The sequence below is a fragment of the Krasilnikovia cinnamomea genome, assembly GCF_004217545.1.
GTDB lineage: Bacteria > Actinomycetota > Actinomycetes > Mycobacteriales > Micromonosporaceae > Actinoplanes > Actinoplanes cinnamomeus.
Genome location: NZ_SHKY01000001.1, coordinates 639734 through 657296, shown reverse-complemented (window position 1 = coordinate 657296; position 17563 = coordinate 639734). Strand labels below are relative to the sequence as shown.

The window sequence follows — 17563 nt, the reverse complement described above, 5'->3', positions numbered from 1 at the left end:
CGGGCAGTACATGCGAATAGTGTGGGTTGTCCTAATAACCGGGTGGAGGCCATTGTCGACGGCGGCAGAGTCCTCAGCCGTTCGGGCGACCTGTTCCGCCAGCGCCACGCCTTGCCAGAAGCACTGAACCTCAGATGTGTCCATGGTTCCCAGGAGTATCCGGATCCGGTCGGCCCGTGAACAACATCTCGCTGTCAACCACTTAACTCACGGACACCTCAAGATCGATACATTCCGTGATCCTCTTCCTGCGCTTAGTGCGTGGCGGTGAATCACTCGGCGGCGGTCAAGACGGTGTCGACGAGATACACCGTGGCGTTCTTGGTCTGCACGTTGGCGCACACCACCTCAGCGGAGCCATTCACCTTCACCACGCCACCCTGGCTGGTCACGGTGACCTTGGCACCGCTCAGGGTGGTGTGCGAGCCCGGCAGCTGCGACGGGGTCAGCCGTTGCGGCACCACATGACCCGACAACATCCCCGCGAGTTGCTTCTTGTCCGCCCCCAACGCGTGCCGTCGCGCCGCGGGGAGCTTCTCGAAGGCGCCGTCGGTCGGGGCAAACACTGTCAACCCCGCAGCATCGTTCAAGGACGAGACCAGACCGGCCCGCTTGAACCCCTCCGCCAGACCCGACAACCCCTCGCTGCCGGCCAACGCCGACGCGACCGGCTTAGCGGCCATGGCCTCGAAACTGCCCGGGTTCGCCGGGTCGGCCGGTACGGCAGCACACCCATTACCGAACTGCGGTACCGACGGCGCCGTATAACTGGGCGCCGCATGAGGCGGTGCTGCCACCTCACCACCACTCCCGCAGCCAGCCAGCGCCACGGCCACCACCGCGACAACCGCGACCCCGCCACCCCGCACCGCCGCCTCCATCGCCCAGACGTCACCCACCGCAAGCCCTTCAAGCCTCTGGTCGACCCAGACGAGCGAACAGTCAAGGGTTGGGGATGAGAAATCTTGTTCAGGCGACTGCGGCGGCGCGTCCGTGACGGACTCGATGGACCGCGTCCGACGGGCCAACCCACCCCCAGCCAGTGCGCTGGCGGCCGATCCACCGCACGACTAGATCCCGGCCCGTTCCCGACCGGAGCGATCGAGGCATGCAAGCTTCCGAACCGGTTTGCTATCCCGGCGCGCCGGGCTGCGGGACTGCGCGGATCCCCCGCCGTCGGCGCAGCCAGAGGCCGTATGCCACAGCCACCGCGTACGCGATTGCTGCCCAGACGACCGCCTGGAGCAGCCGGTACTGAGCGCCGGGCTTGCAGGCGGCCCGGAACTCCGCAGGGTCCAGGTTTGCCGGACTGTAGGGGGCGATTAGCGAGCCACATTGATGTGACGAGCCCGGGGCGCCGAAAGCCCACGTCACATACACCAGAGCGGGAGTCAGTAGAACAACACCAGCGCAGGCACGGCAAACCCACTCGCCGAGCGACGCGGTCCTGGCCGACACCAGCCTGATCACCACACCGAACAACGCGCCACAACACCCGACGGCCACCGCGACGACTGCCTTGGTCCCTGGCCCTATCCAGGCCATCTGTGCCGGAGCGGGACTGACGAGGAAGATGTACACCACGCCAACCGCGGCGAGCACCGCGGCGATGCTCACAGCAACGTCCCGAATACGGCGCCTGGCTACCTCGGAGTTCTCCGGCATACCCGCTCCGCACTCGATCCGCTGATCTCACCTCTACGCCGCTGAGCATACGTTCCGCGAGATGATCACGGATCTCCGTTCGCACCATGAGCGGTGCGAACCTCGCCGCACACATGACGTCAGAGGTTGGCAAGTGTCGCCTATTGGAGTACACCCCAGCGCTACAGGATCGACGCATCGAGACGGTGAGCGAGAGCTGGCTCCAGCATGGTCGCCGTGGTCTGGATACCTGCCCCTGGGCTCATGCGGTGTCGCCCAGCAGGCGGCGGGCGATCTTCAAAGCATCCCGGCCGTCGCTGTTGCCGGTGTCCGGCACGGTTGTGTCCGAGACGAAGGCCTCGATCGCGTCGAGGTGCTCGGGTTGCAGGCCCCGGTTGGGTAGGGGTGCGATTAGCAGGGCTCGGCCGGTCGCGGCGAGTTCGTCGTGTATCGGTCCGCTGGTGGGTACGGCGTCGTCGTCGGTCCAGATCAGCCGGTGGCCCTGTTCCAGGACGGTACGGGCCGCGGCGAGCTTGGCCGCGGGTGCCTCGCTGTGGCTGATCGGGTCTGTCCAGGCGCGCTCCAGCCGGGGCAGGGCGAATAGGCGCTCGATCTGGTCGGTGTCGGCGCACCAGGTGGAGCACCAGCGCACGGTGACGGTCCCCGTGTTGTGCAGGGCACGGATGCGGGCGATCAGGGCCGGCGCCCAGCGCAGCCGGTACGGGTGGCCGCCGCCGTACGCGGTGCCGTTGCGGGGTGCGGCGCTCCAGCCGGGGCGGGTGGCGTTGAGGACGCCGTCGACGTCGAGCAGCCAGACCGGGCGGCTCACTGCGCGGCTCTGGGCGCGGCAGTGGTCGCCGCGGTAGGCCGGGGCGCGGGAGAGGTGCGGATGTTGCGGTAGACGGTCATAGGGGTGACGCCGCAGGAGGAGGCGATCTCGGCCATCGTGAACTGCTTCGAGTCGTACATGCGCTGCGCTTTGTTGATCAGGGCCGGGGTCATTTTGGGTTTGCGGCCGCCGGTGCGGCCGCGGGCGCGGGCGGCGGCCAAGCCGGCGAGGGTGCGTTCCTTGATGAGAGCGGCTTCGTATTCGGCCATGAGGGCGAACATGCCGAAGACGAGTTTGCCGTGGGCGGTGGTGGTGTCGACGATGCCGTTGGTCAGCGACTTGACGCCGACCCCGCGTTCTTCGAGGACGGCGACGATGTCGACCAGGTCGCGCAGGTTGCGGCCGAGCCGGTCGATCTTCCAGATGATCAGGGTGTCTCCGGGGCGGAGGTCGTCCAGGCAGGCCTGCCACTGCGGGCGGTCCGCCTTGGTGCCGGTGGCGACATCCTTGTAGATCTTGAGGCAGCCCTCGGCGGTGAGTGCGTCGAGTTGCAGCTGCGGATCTTGGTCGGCGGTGCTGACTCGGGCGTATCCGATCTTGTGCCCCACTGCTCGACTCTATCGAAACTTACTTCCCAGGCGAAGTTGTGTTGGCTTGTTTTCGTTGTGGATTTTGGTTGACCTCTATGCTGGGGTTGATGGTCGGCGGCGGCTGACCCAGTGAAGGTCTATCGGAAACGTTCGCTTATGTGGGACATGGTCACCACGAGATGTCGGCGATCTCGTCCTGGTCGGGAAGGAACTCCTCGGGCACGCCAGCGCGGGCCAGTTCCCGGCACGTCGCCTCGACGAACGGCCTCCGCCGGCAGAAAGCGGTGAACACGCCAAGCAACTGCCGGGCCGAGGCGGGATCGGTCTGGGCAGCGGTGACCGCGTCCTGAAGTGCGGCCATGGCTTGCTGCCAGAGGTCGGCGGCATGGCTGCGAGGTCGGTCGTCAATCTGGTCGAGCCCGGTGTGCCCCTCCCGGCGGGGCGAGCCGGGGTACGCCGGCCGGTAGGGCTCGGCGCGTAGCAGCGGAGCGAGGCTGCCGCTTGCCTCGATGACTCTGGTCTCCGCCAGGTGCAGGGCAGCTGCGGCGGCATCGAGCATGGCCTGCTGTACCGGCCAGTCCAGTGACTCGTACGGCCGCCAGCCGCTTTGACCGTCCCGCTCCCGCCGGCCTGTGGCCGCCCAGATCTGCCGGATGGTGCGGGCTCGTGCCGGCCGGATCAGCGATAGCGGCAGGTTGATCTCATCGAGCACGGTGCGCAGCAGGCGCAGCCACACCCCGAGATGCACCGGTCGGCCTGGCAGATCCACCAGACCGGTGGCAAGCCCTTCATGGGTGCGTCGATCCATTTCCTGCACGGCGGCACCTGCTGCCACGGACTCGCCGTCACTCTCCCAGCCGATGAACGTCCCGGCGGGGCCGAAGGCATCCCACAGGAGCAGGCCGTGGATGGGGCAGGAAAGAGTGAGCGGGAGCTGGGATATCAGACTGAACGTCCGTGTCGGGCCCTGGATACATCCGGGGCAGGCTCGACGCATCGGCGTGCTCGTCAGCCACGGCCGCTACCGGCCTGGCCGCAGCTGTGGGGCTTCACCCAGCGGCAGGAGCACGCTGTCCTGTCGGACATAGGTGGTGTAGGCGTCCGGGTCGTGATCGAGCGAGTCCAGTAGCCACGGTGTCCAACCGCTGACGGCCATCCGCGCTATCTGGTGGATCGGTACGCCGGTACGTTCGGCCAACGCCGTCAGTAGCCAGCCGGGCGGATCGAGGTCGAGACCGACAACGTCACGCCCGGCATCGGCTGAGAGGGTGCCGAGGTTGTGCCGCAGCAGTTCATCGACCGGCATGTCGTAGGTGCGAGCGAGTCGGTGCAACCACGAGGACAGTGCCTCGCCCGGTACCGGTGCCGGGTGCAGTGGCCAGCGCGGTGTCACACCAGTTCTCGCTCGAACAGCCGACGGCGCTCGGTGGGCCCGAGGTAGGAGGCCAGCAGCAGGGTGCGCTGGTTGATGGCCTCCTCGCCGGAGTCGATCGCCGCGATCGCGGCGTCGGTGAGCAACCGGGTCAACTCGCCGATCGTGCCCTCGCTGCGGGTCAGCAGGTAGAGCGCCATCTCCTCGGTCGCGATCGGCGAAGGCCGGCGCAGCGGGAACGAGGCGGCGAAGCTGGCCAGCAGCGAACACGCCTCGGCGCCGGGCTGCCACAGCGGCAGCGGGAACGGCTCGAACCGGTTCTCCAGCTGGTCATCGGAGCGGACCGCCAGGTACGCCTCCCGGGTGCCGACCCCGACCAGCGGGATCCGCAGCTCGTTGCCCAGGAACCGGATCAGGTTGAGGAACTCGCGGCGCACGTCGCCGCGGCCGGCGAGCACGTTGTGCAGCTCGTCGACGACCAGCATCCGCACGCCGGTCGCGCGCAGCAGCGCCAGGGCGACCTGCTCGAGTTCGGCCAGGCGCTGCCGAGGCCGCAACGGTGCGCCGAGCGCGGCGAGCACCGCGACGTAGAAGCGGATCACCGACGGCTCGGACGGCATCTGCACCACCAGCACCGGGATCTCCTCGCGGTCCGGGTGCGAGATCGGCGGGTGCAGGCGCCGGAACTTCTCCACGATCATCGACTTGCCGTTGTTGGTCGGGCCGATCAGCAGCAGGTTCGGCATCCGCTGCCGGGCCGGCAGCAGCGCCACCGGCCGGGCACCGGGATGCAGATGGTCCAGGTCCATGGCCTCCCCGTCCGAGCTCACCACTCCTCGATCACCGCGAACGGCTCCGCGACGGCCACCGATTCAGCCGGCTCCGACGGCGGCACAACGCTGCTCGGCACCGCGGCCCGGGCCACCGGGACTGCGGCCCGGCGCTGGACATCTCGGCGGGCCCGGCGGGTGGTCGCCGCGGCGGTGGCGGTGATCGTGCGCATCTGCTCGACCATTCGGAACAGCGCGGTCTCGTCGACCTGGGCGCGGCCCTGCTCCCGCAGCTGGGCGACGGCGGCCTGCTGCTCCCACAGGGTGACCGGCGGGTGGGCCAGCGTCCGGTACGGCACCTCCAGATAGGCGCCACCGTCCGGGTCGAGCACCCAGATCCGGCTCAGGTCGCGCGGGTCGCGGCGCAGCACGAACCGGTCAAGGCGGTCTCGGCGGGCGATCCACGGCTTGAGCGCGTCGCTGAAGTACCGCACGTGATCGATGACGAACCCGGTGCGGGTCAGCGTCCGGCGGATCACCGGCAGGAAGTCCACCAGGAACGCCGTCTCCCCGGTCACCGTGATCGGGGCCGTCATCGCGGCGCCAGCGGCCCAGACCGCGGCCGGGGTCTGCCCGAGCGTGGAGTGCACCTGGCCGTGATAAGAGGCCACCGCCAGGGACAGCCACCGCTCCAGCTCCCGGACGGTAAGCACCGCCTTGCCGTCGGAGTCGTAGGTGCCGCGCTGGCGCGGGTTGGAAAACGTGGTGCCCGGCAGTTCGTGGACCAGCTGCATCATTGTGCCGATGACCCGCTCGACGATCCCGCCGAAGTGCGGCAGGCCCGGCGGCCGCCATTTCACTTTGATGCCGTGCTGCTCGCAGCCGCGGCGCAGCGCCTCGCCCCGGAACTCGGCGGCGTTGTCGACGTAGATCTCCAGCGGCTTGCCGCTCATCGGCCACACCGCCTGCACGCCGAGCCGCTCCAGCCAGTCCCGCTTGTTGAGCACCGCGTGCGTCAGGCACAGCCCGACCGACAGCGCCGAGGGCGCCTCCAGGGTCACGACCATGCCGATCACGCAGCGGCTGAACACGTCGATCGCCGCGGTGAGGTACGGCCGGCCGATCGGCAGCCGGTGCCGGTCGTCGACCACGATCAGGTCCACCGGGGTGTGGTCCATCTGCACCTGTTGCAGGATCGCGGTTACTGGCGGCGGCTCCCCGCCGGCGGCCTGCAACGCCCGTGCCGCGTCCGGGCCCTGCCGGGCGGTCGTGGTGGCCACCGGGTCCAGCCGCGCCGCCCGCCGCGCGAGGGTGCCCCGCGACGGCACCCGCAGACTCTGGACGCGGCACCGGCGGGCGACCTCCCGGTGCACCGCCGCCAACGATCGGCGCTGCCGGGACACGTACTTGCTACGCAGCACCTCGCGCATTACCGTCTCGACCGCTTCCGGCAGTAGCTCGCGGCCGCGGCCGCCATGGATCGGCCCGGGACCAGGTCCGACGCCAGACCAGAACCCGCCCTCCACCGGGCCAGCATCGCGTACACCTGCCGCCGCGACACCCCCAGCTCCACCGCGGCCGCATCCGCAGCCACGTGCCCAACCGTGGCGCCGGTGGCCAGCCGGCCGATCACCTCGGCCCGGCGCGCCGCCAGTTCCCAGACCTCCGCGGGCGCGGTCAGCACACCCCGCTCAAGTAGCGCCGGCTCATCGACCATGCCCAGGCCCTCACTGTCGTGCACAGGAGTACGGAGCAAATCGACCGTAGTGCACACGAGTCCAGGTCAGCGGAAAGTTCACACTCCCGTGCACGGCTCCTGGTCACGACCATCGGCTCATGCAGAGAACCTCGGACTCCGACAACCGCTGTTCCACTTCCTTGGATGTGGAACGCTCGCCGCTCAGTGCCGGCCATGGGGGTGTGGGCGCCGAATGCGCGTCCGCATTGGTTCGGTCACGCGACCCGGCGCCAGTGGTGTCGAATGATCAGAACGGGATGGCGTGCGTCGAAGATGTCGGCGGTCGAGAGGTGCTTGGGGATGAAGGTGTTGTTGGACGAGCCGCGGGTGTTCGTGACCTATAGCTTGGCGTCGGTAGCCAGCGGGGAGGACCCGTACGAGATCGACTACGACCTGGAAGCTGCCTTTGCGGATGAGACCAATGGCCTCTGCGGGGCGGGAGTCGAGGGAGTCCTCGTGCTGACCACCGGCACGCACACCGGCTGGCTCCCGTTCCGGATTGAGCTGCACCCCAGTGCACCGCCTCTCGACGACAGTTGGGACGAAATCGTGGAGGTGTCCTTCACTGCGATGTCCGACCAGGTCGTCCTGGCCGGGATGGACGGCGACGCCTTCGAGTTCGACCTGCCCCGCAACGACTACCGGGTCCGGTACGGCATCCGTGGGATGGACGAGGCGGATACCACCGACGAGACCCCTGACGCCTACCTGCTGCAGTTTTGGCCGGCCCCGCCGGCCAGCGGCAGGATCGTGAAGCAGAGCGGGAAGCGGGCGGCGTACTGGCACCGGGCCCGGCGGACGCTGACACCCCAGGAGCAGCAGGAAGACGAGCAGCGCGAAGCGGAGGAGCAGGAGCAGCAAGCCCGGGAACGGTGGGGTGACCGGATCCCGAACGACCGGCTCCGCCAGGCCGAGGGCCTGTATCTGAGCGCGATCTCCGAACTGGACATCGATCTGGAGTTTGCCGTCGCCGCCGCGGATGACGCCACGCAGCGGCAGATCGCGACCTGGGCGACGCTGCGGTCACTGGAGCGGGCCGGCCTCGTTGATCTTCCACAGATCGCTCCGGCAGTCGCCGCCCTGCGCAAGGGCAGGAAAGTGCCCAAACCGTTCGACGACAGCGCGATGGTCTGGCCGATTCTGGGCGCCGCGGACGTCGCCCGGACCAGCGTTCCCGTGCCACCCAATGGGGAGTACGAGCAGTCACCGCAGGACTGGGCGATCAGCGCCCTGTTCCACTCGGCGATGGAGGACTCACTGGCAGCGGCGCTCGAAACGTTGGTGTGCCTGGCATACGTTCACGGGCGCGACGGATACCGGCAGGCGTTCACCGCCGTGCGCGAAGCCTTTCCTCAGCTAGCAGGGGGGTAGAAGCCGGGCTGCCCGGCGGAATTCTGGGCCTTGTGGGTGACCGGGTGACCGGGTTACCGCAGCGACACCGTTAGGTCCCTCCGCGTGGCATCGACAGGTTTAGACCTATTCTGATGTGGTGCGCGGCTCGCCCGCCCCGTTGACGGCCCACAGTCTGGCCGAGTTGCCAGATGCCGTGAGGGCCCAGGCGTTGCGCCGGTGGCGGGTACTGCGTCCGCACCTGGAAGACGGGGTGCCGCTCGCCCGCGCGGCGGGAACGGCAGGGGTGGCGTTGCGGACCGCGCAGCGGTGGCTGACCCGCTACCGGGCTGACGGGCTGGCCGGGCTTGCGCGTTCGGCGCGCAGCGACCGGGGCACGCCGCGGTTGCCCGAGGATCTGCGGCTCTTGATCGAAGGCTTGGCGCTGCGCCCGCCAGGGCCGTCGGCGGCGCATGTGCACCGCGTCGTTGTCGACGCGGCCAAGAACCAGGGCTGGCCGGTGCCGTCGTACGCCGCGGTGTACGCGATCATGCGGAACATCGACCCGGCGATGCGCACCCTGGCCCTGGACGGCGACAAGCGGTACCGGGAGGTGTTCGACTTGATCCACCGCCGGGAGGCGGCCGGACCGAACGAGATCTGGCAAGCCGACCACACCCAGCTGGACCTGTGGGTGATCGCCCCCTCGGGCAAGCCGGCCAGGCCATGGCTGACCGTCATCGAGGACGACCACTCCCGAGCCATCGCCGGGTACGCGGTCAACCTCGGCGCCCCGTCGGCGATCCAGACCGCACTCGCGTTACGGCAGGCGATCTGGCGCAAGGGCGAGCCGGGCTGGCACGTCTGCGGCATCCCGGGCACTTTCTACACCGACCACGGCTCGGACTTCACCTCCCAGCACATGGAGCAGGTCGCCGCCGACCTGAAGATCCGGCTGATGTTCTCCGGCAAGGGAAGGCCACGTGGTCGCGGGAAGATCGAACGGTACTTCGAGACGATCAACCAGATGTGCCTGCCCGCCCTGCCCGGCTACGCCCACGGGGCACCAAGGACCGGGCCGGGCAGGCTCGACTCAGCCTCGCCGAGCTTGACGCGGCGATCGGCCGGTTTGTCGTCGCGCAGTACAACCAGCAGCCGCATAGCGAGACGGGCCAGCCGCCGCAGGCCCGCTGGGACGCCGCCGGGTTCCTGCCGCACTTGCCCACCTCCCTGGAGCAGCTCGACCTGCTGCTGCTCACCATCGCCAAGCCCCGCAAGGTCCACCCCGACGGGATCCACCTGTTCGGCCTGCGCTACCTCGACGTGACAGTGCTCGGCGAGTACGTCGGCGAGCCGGTCACCATCCGCTACGACCCCGCGGGACGTCGCCGAGATCCGCGTATTCCACGACGACCGGTTCCTGTGCCGGGCGATCTGCCCAGAATTGGCCACGCAGACCATCGGCATCAAGGAGATCTCCGCCGCCCGCAACGCCCGTCGGCGCGGACTGGCCCACGGGCTGACGCGGCGCGCCAGCGTCGTCGACCGGCTCCTCGCGGTGCACCAGCCACCCGACCCCACCCCGGCGGCGCCGGACCCCCAGCCGATCCGGCCCGGCGCCGCCGCGCTGAAGCTCTACCGGGAGGACTGAACGATGGCCGACCTCGACGACCGCGGCGACACACCCGCGCGGCGGGCGAAGGAGGAGACTCCCGTCGCCCTACTGCCGGACATCGAGCCCCAGTCAGCCACCGCGGCGCCGTTCGTGGTCACCAAGGAGTACCGGCGCTTCGCCGAGTTCGCCGAGGCGGTACGCCGGGAGCGCTACATCGGCCTATGCTACGGCCCGCCCGGCGTCGGCAAGACCCTATCCGCCCGCCGCTACGCCCGCTGGGACCTGGTCGAGTACGCCGTGCAAACGTTCAAGTTCTTCGAGGCCGACCACATCCCCCGCGAGATCCTCGACACCCGCAGCGCGGTCTACACCCCCAAGGTGCACAACAGCCCCGGCCGGCTGGAGAAGGACCTAGCCTTCATCCAGGACCGGGTCTCCTGGATGGTGCAGAGTCTCGAACACCCCGAGCACGGCCCACCGCTGCTCACGCGCCACCAGGGCCGCTTCGCCGAACTGCTGATCGTCGACGAGGCCGACCGGCTCAAGACCGCCACCCTCGAACAACTACGTGACCGGCACGACCGCACCGGCGTTGGTCTGATCCTCATCGGCATGCCCGGCATCGAGAAGCGCCTGGCTCGTTACCCGCAGCTCTACAGCCGCGTCGGATTCGTGCACCACTTCCGAGTGCTCTCAGCCGAGGAACAGGCGTTCGTGCTCGCACGCCACTGGCCCGAGCTCGCCCTGCACGACCCGGACGACTTCACCACGGCCGAAGCGCTCGCGGCGATCATCCGCATCACCAGTGGCAACTTCCGGCTCACCGCCCGCCTGGTCGCCCAGATCAAACGGGTCCTCGACATCAACCACCTCACCGTGGTCACCAAGGAAGTCGTCGAAGCCGCTCGCGAAACCCTGGTCATCGGCGTGCCGTGACCGTCATCGGCTACGCCCGCACCCGCGCCAGCGAGGACACTGCGGCCATCCGGGCCGAACTGACCGCCGCCGGATGCACTGCGATCTACTGCGACGAACGGATCCCTGTCCGCGCCGAGCAGCCCCAGCTCGATCATGCCCTCACCGCGCTTCCGGCCGGCGGAACCCTCGTCGTCTGCCGCCTCATCCACATCGGGCGCTCCCTGGAACACCTGGCCGAGCTGCTCATCTGCCTCGACCATCGCGGGATTCGGCTCCGCGCCCTGCACGAGCAACTCGACACCGTCGAACACGGCGAACTCTTCCGCCAGATCACCCAAGGCTTGATCGACGCCCGCAACGTCTGGCGCTCCGAATCCACCCGAGAAGGACTCGCCGCCGCCGTCGCCGCCGGCCGCAAGATCGGCCGACAACCAGGACCACCCCTACTCACCCAGGAGCAGGATGAACTGGCCCGCCAACTGCGCGACAACGGCGTACCCCTCGCCGAGGTCGCCGAGTTGATCAGCGTCTCACGAGCCAAGCTGTACCGCGCCTGGCCAACCGCCGCCGCGCCAACTACCGGCGAAGATTCAGCGCCGTAGACCACTAAAGGTCACACTCTAGATCGTCAAAAACTCCGTCAGCAACAGGCGGGTTCAACAACCCCCCAAACACCGTTTTCTGACATCATCGGACGTGTGGAAGCGCCCCTCGACCCCACTGAACTGCTCGCTCCGGTGCCAGCGGCCCCGACCGAGATCCGCATCGGCTATGCCCGGGTCTCCACCGGCGGTCAGAAACTCGAACGGCAACTCGACGCGCTGCGCGCCGCTGGATGCCGGCGCATCTTCGCCGAGAAGCAGTCCGGCCGCGACACTGACCGGCCCGAGCTGACTGTCTGCCTCGCCTTCCTCACCGACGGCGACACTCTCGTGGTCCCGGCTCTCGACCGGCTCTCCCGCTCGTTGCAAGACCTCATCACCGCCGTGGCCGACCTACGCCGCCGCAATATCGGCTTCAAGAGCCTGCACGAGAACCTCGACACCACCACCCCCGGCGGCCGGCTCGTCTTCCACGTCTTCGCCGCTCTCGCCGAGTTCATCCGGGAACTGATCGTCTCCGGCACCCGCGAGGGCCTGGCCGCCGCCCGCGCCCGTGGCCGCGTCGGCGGGCGGCCCACCGTCATGGACGCCGACCTCCTCCGATCGGCCCGCGACATGCTGCCCAACCCTGACGTCAGCGTCGCCTCCATCGCCAAGATCCTTGGCGTCAGCCCCGGCACCCTCTACAACCACATCCCCGAACTACGCGAACTCCGCGCCGCCGGGCAGGCCCGCGCCCGTGGCACGCAGCTACCCGTCGACACCCGTCCAGCGCCTAGCGTCGAGCCCTACGATCACCTGCTCACCCGCGCCCAGGCGCTGAAGGAACCGCCTGACTAGCCCCGAGGCCGCCGCGCCAAGGGGCCGCCTCCGTTGGTCGGCAATTCACTAGAAGTCGTTGGAACAGAACCGCGGTCAAGCGTCGTGAGGTAGACCGTGAACAACGACATCGAGGTAGCGGACGTGATCATGACCGGCGAGCCCGACCACCTGGACGACGAGGACTACGGCCCGCTGCTTGACCCAGGGTGTGACCGAGCGGCGCCGGAGGAATACCCATGGATGGCGAACCTGTCCGCGGCGTTCATGCTCAAGGCCGTGGTCCGGGCGCAGACACCGGCGCGGCCCGAGTACGTAACCGTCCCGCTCAGGCTCGGTCTCTGGGATGACGCGAATACCAAGCTGTCAATTGCGATCTCCAAGTGGAATCTGCTGTGGGAGGCCGCGCAGTTCCGTCGCCGCTTCTTCGACGACGAGGACCTGCCGCCACCGCTTTACAAGATCGCCGACCAGGGCGACGTCAACGTCATCTTCGTCCCGCGCACCACGTCGGGCTACTACGAGTACGCGCCACTGTTCCACCTGCTGCCCCGAGCCGCGTTGCAGCGACACCGCCTTCCGTTCTTGAAGCGTGGCCAGTGGCCCTTCGTCAGCGAGGTGGAGAACATCGACGAGTACCTTCCGTCCGACTTCCAGGACCGGCTGGCGCGGGCCTGGGCTGGCACCGTCTGGCGGCACCTCATGCCGCAGCCCAAATCCGGGATCAGCAAGTTCACCCGGGACGACCCCATCCGGATCTTGGCTCACAATCTGGACTTCTGGCTCCCACCCGTCACCCAGGTGCTAGAGGACTATCTACGGGAGTTCCCGGTGGTGGACAACGATGTCGCCCCAGGACCGGTGTCGCTGATGGACGGCTCGGTCTTGCCCGGGGCGACGCGAGCCAACCCCCGGATGGGTGGGGACCTCTGGCACGGTGAGGAGGAGGCCGCCGAGGTCGTCCGGCATACGGTCGAGGCGGCCGACGCCACCGGTCGGCTACGCGGAATCCTCGATGCGGTCCGCTCGCATCGCTGCGAGGACGACTTCTCGCAGCACTGGAGCGGCGCGAAGGAGGACTTCGAGCGCAAGCTTTACCACAAGCGAGCCAAGGTCCAGGTCAAGTTCGTCGAGCTGAACGATGTCATCCCCGTCCACGGACCGGAAACCGAAGTCATCGACCAGATGCTGTTCGGTGACTTCCTTGCGCTCCTGGACACCCGCGACCGCACCATCGTCGTGCTGCTCCGCAGCGGCTTAACCAAACTGACTGACGTGGCAGAGGCCATGGGATACCGCACCCAAAGCGCCGTCTCGAAGCGGCTAGACCACATTCTCCAGCAGGCGACCCGCTTCGCCCGAACCATCCAGGAATGATCACAATGACGGACACGAAGGCGGTAGCTCAATGACGAAGGCTCCATGGCTAGTGGTGATCATCCTGCTTGCGCTACTGGTCGGCACGATCACCACCTGGATCTGGTCCAGGTCGGGCACGACACTCCTGGAAGCCCTCAAAGCCGGCGGTGGCGCCGGTGCCTTCACCTTCGGTGCCGGGATAACCACCTGCTATTTCCTCTCCTGACTCATAGTCCCCCTGGTGCGGAGACCGGGACAAACCGTGGGAGGGCACCCGAGGTGCCCTCCCACGTGAAATCGCGGTCTCCTATGAGGTTTCCTGGACTGACGCCGCATCCTGCGCCCACGGGCGCGGCGCACCAGCAACTGATCCGGATGGTGCCGCTGCCGGTGGCGGTTCGCCGGCCAACACGGCGGCAAGGACTTCGGCGCGGCTACCCACGCCTAGTTTGCCGTACACGTGCTGTAGGTGCTTGTGCACGGTGTGTTCGCTGACCGCCAAGGCACGGGCGATTTCCCGGTCACTGACGCCCGTACCGAGTTGCTCGACGACCTGCCGTTCCCGAGCGGTGAGCCCGGCCCATCCCTGGGCGGCCCGGCTCACCCGGATCGCCTGCCGGTGCATCGCGGCGGCGCTTCGCTGCCGGGCATGTCGGCGCATCGCCTGGCGCAGGAAGCCGGCGAGCAGTTCCACGACCGCGCGGTCCCGGCGGGAGAACCCGGGACGAGCGCGGCTGATCACCAGCAAGTCCACCTGTCGTGGGATCCTCGTCGAGGTGCGCCCCGTCCACCTGCGGCCGGCAGGAGACAACCTGACACAGTTGGTCCTCGATACCGAACGGCCGGTGGTGGTCGACGTAGAGCCGCAGGCGCCGCAGGCCCCGCCGGTCGATCAGGTCCGACACCGCCATCGGTGTGCCCGGCTGCAGCCGCCCCTGCTGCACGGCGACGAACCCGGGATGCTCGCGAAACGCCTCGGCGAAGCCCTCCCGAAGGCTGACTCTGGGATGTCCCGGCGGTCCCACACTCGACACAGACCGCTGCGGGATGTCGACGTGAGCGCACCACGCCAGGTCGCTGCCGACGATCGGGACGATGCGCTCCAGCAGGTGAGACGTCGGCTCGGTGGTGTCGTCCTCGCCCGTGGCCCGGGCGAACTCCAGCACCCGTCGCAGGTCTTTGCTCGTCAGCTCACGCGCCGCCGCATTCATCGCTCCAGCTAAGCATCGATGGTAATGGATGTCTTCTGCCGCAGTGCCGGCGAGGCTCGGCGCCGGACGGGAGGCGCGGATACGCAGGACTGCGAATACCCCTCCGACTTTCCATTGACGATGGTGAATGCAGTGAATCGGACCGGCGCGGATCTGCAACCCGGCCGCTTCGCTGGTCATGGAAACCGATGAGAGGGAACTGCACATGCACACCATCCCGAGCAGGGCGGCGTTGGTGCTGGCCGGCGCCGCCGCAGTGGTCGGCCTGGGCGCGAGCGGTGCCAGCGCGGCGCCGACCCACCCCGGCGCGGCCACGGCCGACTCGCCGCTGATTCTCGGCGAGCACCAAAGCCTGAGCGGCCAGAACTGGCCCTTCTGGGTCAGCAATCCGCGCATCAACCCGGACGACGAGGCGACCTCGCTCTACAACCGGAGCGACGTCGCCTGGGTGCTGTACGCGGACCCGAACTACACCGGTCGCCGGTACTGCATCACGCCGGGCCGCCGCATCAGCGACCTCGACAGTCAGCAGTGGCGGTTCAACGACCAGATCACCTCCGTGAAGCGCCTCAGCGGCACCTCATGCGCGGGCTACCCCACCTTCTGACACCAGCACACACCGCGTCGGTGCACCGTCGGGCCGGATCACCGGGGGGCGACGGTGCACCGACGCCCATCGCGGAGCCTCAGGCGGTCCTGACAGGTCAGCAGCGGGCGCTTGAATCGCAGCACCAGACCTGCGGCGTACTCAGGTATCAACCATTCGCAGGGTGTCCTTGGCGCCCACCAGCCAAGATCCACCAAGAACGCGAGGCTCGAAACCTGTAGATGGGCGCTGGGAGGGGCACCCTCTCGGCGAATCCAGCGCTGACGCATCAACCCCGCCCACTCATGATCAACTGGCACCCCTCCGAGCGCGTTGAACGCATGGACGTGGCCCTCCAGGAATGCCTCCTGGCCGCCCGAGGCGAAGATGCGGTGCACCGTTTTGCCGGAGAAGGAGAGCCGGAAGGCGAACAACATGCAGGTCACTGGTGTTCCCCGCAGGTTGATCACGACCTCGCCGAAATCCACCTCCGCCTCGGCACCGGGCCGGTGCGTCTGCGGGAAGAACACCGTCGCCGGGCCCTTTCCCACCTCTGCCCGGATCTCCGGTTTCCGGTCAGCGACGTAGGCCCGGACCACCTGATACGACACGTCACGCAGGCCATGTTCATCGATCAGCCGCGCATAGGTTCGCCGAATCATGTGCCGCTGCTTGCGCGGCGCGCTCAGGTCCGTGCGCAGGATGTCGTCGATCGCCGGCTTGAACGGATCCAGCCGCGACGGCCGCCGGGCCGCCTTCTTCCGCGGGGTTGACACCGCCGAGGTCAACGCCTCCGCGACCGTGTTCCGGCTGACGCCGTACCGCAATGCGAGCGTCCGACCCGACACACCCTCGCGCGAGTCCCTGCGGATCGCCGCGAACATCTCAATCTTCGACATCCGCGGCATCGGCCAGCCTCCGTCCAGACCCGCCGATGCGCCCACCGGCTCAGCCGGCTCCGAAACTGCCGAACCATCGGATCCACCCGATCGAGGACCTCGCTGGATGGCTCTCAAACTCGCGGACAAAGTCCAGCTCCAGAGCCACATGTCTGATCCAGCCTGGCGTCCTCTGCCAGCCGGTGCGGTGGGTCACGTGGCATGATCTTCGGCGTGACGAGCGATCAGCCCTGGTTCATTGGCAGTTGGATCGGGGTCGTCGAACGGCCGGAAGCGGTTGACGAGGCCGTCGACCGGAACGACGAACATGCGGGCGTCGCGTTGCTCGCGCTGGTGCTCAACCATCCTGATTCCGAAGTCGCGCTTCCGCGAATCAAGCGAGCGTTGATGTCGCCGAACGCCCAAACCAGGGCCAACGCATTACAGTCACTCGGCCACTACGCCCGCCTGCACCAGGCGATCGACGGCGATCTGGTCAGGCAGCTGCGTTGCGCCCTGAGCGACCGGACACCGCTACATCACGCTCAAATCCGCGGTTACGCATTTCATGCCGCAAGCGACGTCGGCATGTTCGTGAGGCGGCGCGAGCTACCTCGATGGTTACGCCGACGGTTCGCGGGACCGCGCCGTCCGACGCGCCAGTAGCGCCCAGCTCCACCGCTGCAGTAACTGATCTACAACGGCAGCGGCCCGTCTACCGGGCCCGGGCAGGTGGCTCCCAAACTCACCGACACGAACTCCCGGAGCCGCCAGGCGGCTCCGAAAATCACGTATCACCGGCTCTCGGAATCACTGACAGAACCACGCCCAGCCGCGCCCCCCGCGGGCGGGGTGTTGTCCGTTGCCATCGAAGTCTGCTCGTGACATCCAACCCTGTCTCGGGCCACGTTCTTGCCACTGGAGTTTGTCTCGCCAACCTGCTGGCCTGCGGCTATCCGGCCGCGCTACCGGGAACGGCCTCGGTGCCCTGCATGGATCGGGTCCACGGAGATCCGTCCCTCCAAGGCGGTGACGTCACCCTTTCGGACTACGCCGGAGACAATGTTCGTTGGCAAACGGACACGCTTCATTGGCAAAGGACAACACGAGCAAGTGTCGGGGCACGAACTGGGATTCCGAGTCGGGTACGGATTTCGTCCTGAGTCGGCACGGACTCGCTCCCATAGGTGTTCAAGATCGTCTTGATTACCGAGAGTTCGTGAGACGGCACCCTGCGGAGTATTGGTGTTCGAGAGGTGATCTCGCGGGATGAAAGTCACCACCCGCCGCGGTGAGCCCTGGC

Annotated in this window: 21 protein-coding genes and 2 pseudogenes; 11 read left to right on the top strand and 12 right to left on the bottom strand. The window is 68.0% G+C overall.

The window, feature by feature from the left end:
• Positions 1-272: 272 nt before the first annotated feature.
• From EV385_RS02820 to EV385_RS36215, 9 genes are all read right to left on the bottom strand, one after another.
• Positions 273-899, bottom strand: a complete 627-nt coding sequence (locus tag EV385_RS02820; RefSeq protein ID WP_242624668.1) for a fasciclin domain-containing protein — start codon at positions 897-899, stop codon at positions 273-275.
• Positions 900-1131: 232 nt separating this feature from the next.
• The gene (locus tag EV385_RS02815; protein WP_130508024.1) at positions 1132-1665 is read right to left on the bottom strand and encodes a hypothetical protein; all 534 of its coding nucleotides are present in this window, start codon (positions 1663-1665) and stop codon (positions 1132-1134) included.
• Between the two features lie 241 nt (positions 1666-1906).
• Complete coding sequence (locus EV385_RS02810; RefSeq protein ID WP_130508023.1) at positions 1907-2473, bottom strand: HAD domain-containing protein; 567 nt, start codon at positions 2471-2473, stop codon at positions 1907-1909.
• Positions 2470-3081 (bottom strand): recombinase family protein, encoded by a 612-nt coding sequence (locus EV385_RS02805; protein WP_130508022.1) that lies wholly within the window; start codon positions 3079-3081, stop codon positions 2470-2472. The genes EV385_RS02810 and EV385_RS02805 overlap by 4 nt, the downstream gene beginning before the upstream one ends.
• A 151-nt stretch (positions 3082-3232) precedes the next feature.
• Complete coding sequence (locus EV385_RS02800; protein WP_130508021.1) at positions 3233-3880, bottom strand: hypothetical protein; 648 nt, start codon at positions 3878-3880, stop codon at positions 3233-3235.
• A 204-nt stretch (positions 3881-4084) separates the two neighbouring features.
• Positions 4085-4456 (bottom strand): TniQ family protein, encoded by a 372-nt coding sequence (locus tag EV385_RS02795; RefSeq protein WP_130508020.1) that lies wholly within the window; start codon positions 4454-4456, stop codon positions 4085-4087.
• Positions 4453-5265 carry a TniB family NTP-binding protein gene (locus EV385_RS02790; protein WP_479723871.1) on the bottom strand — a complete coding sequence of 271 codons (813 nt, stop codon included), beginning with the start codon at positions 5263-5265 and terminating at the stop codon, positions 4453-4455. Before EV385_RS02790 ends, EV385_RS02795 begins: the two co-directional genes overlap by 4 nt.
• Complete coding sequence (locus EV385_RS02785; protein ID WP_242624667.1) at positions 5262-6635, bottom strand: Mu transposase C-terminal domain-containing protein; 1374 nt, start codon at positions 6633-6635, stop codon at positions 5262-5264. Before EV385_RS02785 ends, EV385_RS02790 begins: the two co-directional genes overlap by 4 nt.
• Positions 6635-6946, bottom strand: coding sequence for a helix-turn-helix domain-containing protein (locus EV385_RS36215; RefSeq protein ID WP_242624666.1), 312 nt, complete (start codon positions 6944-6946; stop codon positions 6635-6637). Before EV385_RS36215 ends, EV385_RS02785 begins: the two co-directional genes overlap by 1 nt.
• Before the next feature lie 297 nt (positions 6947-7243).
• On the opposite strand from EV385_RS36215, the gene EV385_RS02780 reads away from it, so the two are divergent.
• From EV385_RS02780 to EV385_RS33720, 9 genes and pseudogenes are all read left to right on the top strand, one after another.
• Complete coding sequence (locus EV385_RS02780; RefSeq protein ID WP_130508019.1) at positions 7244-8314, top strand: hypothetical protein; 1071 nt, start codon at positions 7244-7246, stop codon at positions 8312-8314.
• Between the two features lie 115 nt (positions 8315-8429).
• A pseudogene (locus EV385_RS36025) lies at positions 8430-9242 on the top strand (DDE-type integrase/transposase/recombinase); the annotation flags it as partial.
• A 59-nt stretch (positions 9243-9301) separates the two neighbouring features.
• A pseudogene (locus tag EV385_RS36020) lies at positions 9302-9589 on the top strand (hypothetical protein); the annotation flags it as partial.
• A 127-nt stretch (positions 9590-9716) separates the two neighbouring features.
• Entirely contained in the window at positions 9717-9923 is a 207-nt protein-coding gene (locus EV385_RS34195; RefSeq protein ID WP_207229738.1) for a hypothetical protein, read from the top strand.
• A 3-nt stretch (positions 9924-9926) separates the two neighbouring features.
• Positions 9927-10823: an AAA family ATPase gene (locus EV385_RS02770; protein ID WP_130508018.1), complete on the top strand. Its 897-nt coding sequence runs from the start codon at positions 9927-9929 to the stop codon at positions 10821-10823.
• A complete protein-coding gene (locus EV385_RS02765; protein WP_130508017.1) occupies positions 10820-11407 on the top strand; it encodes a recombinase family protein in 588 nt (195 codons plus the stop codon). Before EV385_RS02770 ends, EV385_RS02765 begins: the two co-directional genes overlap by 4 nt.
• Positions 11408-11503: 96 nt before the next feature.
• Complete coding sequence (locus EV385_RS02760; protein WP_130508016.1) at positions 11504-12247, top strand: recombinase family protein; 744 nt, start codon at positions 11504-11506, stop codon at positions 12245-12247.
• 96 nt (positions 12248-12343) lie between these two features.
• Positions 12344-13603: a sigma-70 family RNA polymerase sigma factor gene (locus EV385_RS02755; RefSeq protein ID WP_207229737.1), complete on the top strand. Its 1260-nt coding sequence runs from the start codon at positions 12344-12346 to the stop codon at positions 13601-13603.
• A 55-nt stretch (positions 13604-13658) separates the two neighbouring features.
• Positions 13659-13811, top strand: coding sequence for a hypothetical protein (locus EV385_RS33720; RefSeq protein WP_165449373.1), 153 nt, complete (start codon positions 13659-13661; stop codon positions 13809-13811).
• Positions 13812-13892: 81 nt separating this feature from the next.
• On the opposite strand, the gene EV385_RS36015 is transcribed toward EV385_RS33720, so the two are convergent.
• Together EV385_RS36015 and EV385_RS34785 are read right to left on the bottom strand one after the other, a co-directional pair.
• Positions 13893-14210 carry a response regulator transcription factor gene (locus EV385_RS36015; RefSeq protein WP_423203095.1) on the bottom strand — a complete coding sequence of 106 codons (318 nt, stop codon included), beginning with the start codon at positions 14208-14210 and terminating at the stop codon, positions 13893-13895.
• A complete protein-coding gene (locus EV385_RS34785; protein WP_242624665.1) occupies positions 14107-14976 on the bottom strand; it encodes a hypothetical protein in 870 nt (289 codons plus the stop codon). Before EV385_RS34785 ends, EV385_RS36015 begins: the two co-directional genes overlap by 104 nt.
• 25 nt (positions 14977-15001) lie before the next feature.
• Between EV385_RS34785 and EV385_RS02745 the strand changes: the two genes are divergently transcribed.
• Positions 15002-15403 carry a peptidase inhibitor family I36 protein gene (locus EV385_RS02745; protein ID WP_165449372.1) on the top strand — a complete coding sequence of 134 codons (402 nt, stop codon included), beginning with the start codon at positions 15002-15004 and terminating at the stop codon, positions 15401-15403.
• Positions 15404-15441: 38 nt separating this feature from the next.
• Here the strand turns inward: EV385_RS02745 and EV385_RS02740 are convergent, their stop codons facing one another.
• Positions 15442-16281: a transposase gene (locus EV385_RS02740; RefSeq protein ID WP_130508014.1), complete on the bottom strand. Its 840-nt coding sequence runs from the start codon at positions 16279-16281 to the stop codon at positions 15442-15444.
• A gap of 201 nt (positions 16282-16482) precedes the next feature.
• Between EV385_RS02740 and EV385_RS02735 the strand changes: the two genes are divergently transcribed.
• Positions 16483-16926, top strand: coding sequence for a hypothetical protein (locus EV385_RS02735; protein ID WP_242624664.1), 444 nt, complete (start codon positions 16483-16485; stop codon positions 16924-16926).
• Positions 16927-17563 lie beyond the last annotated feature (637 nt).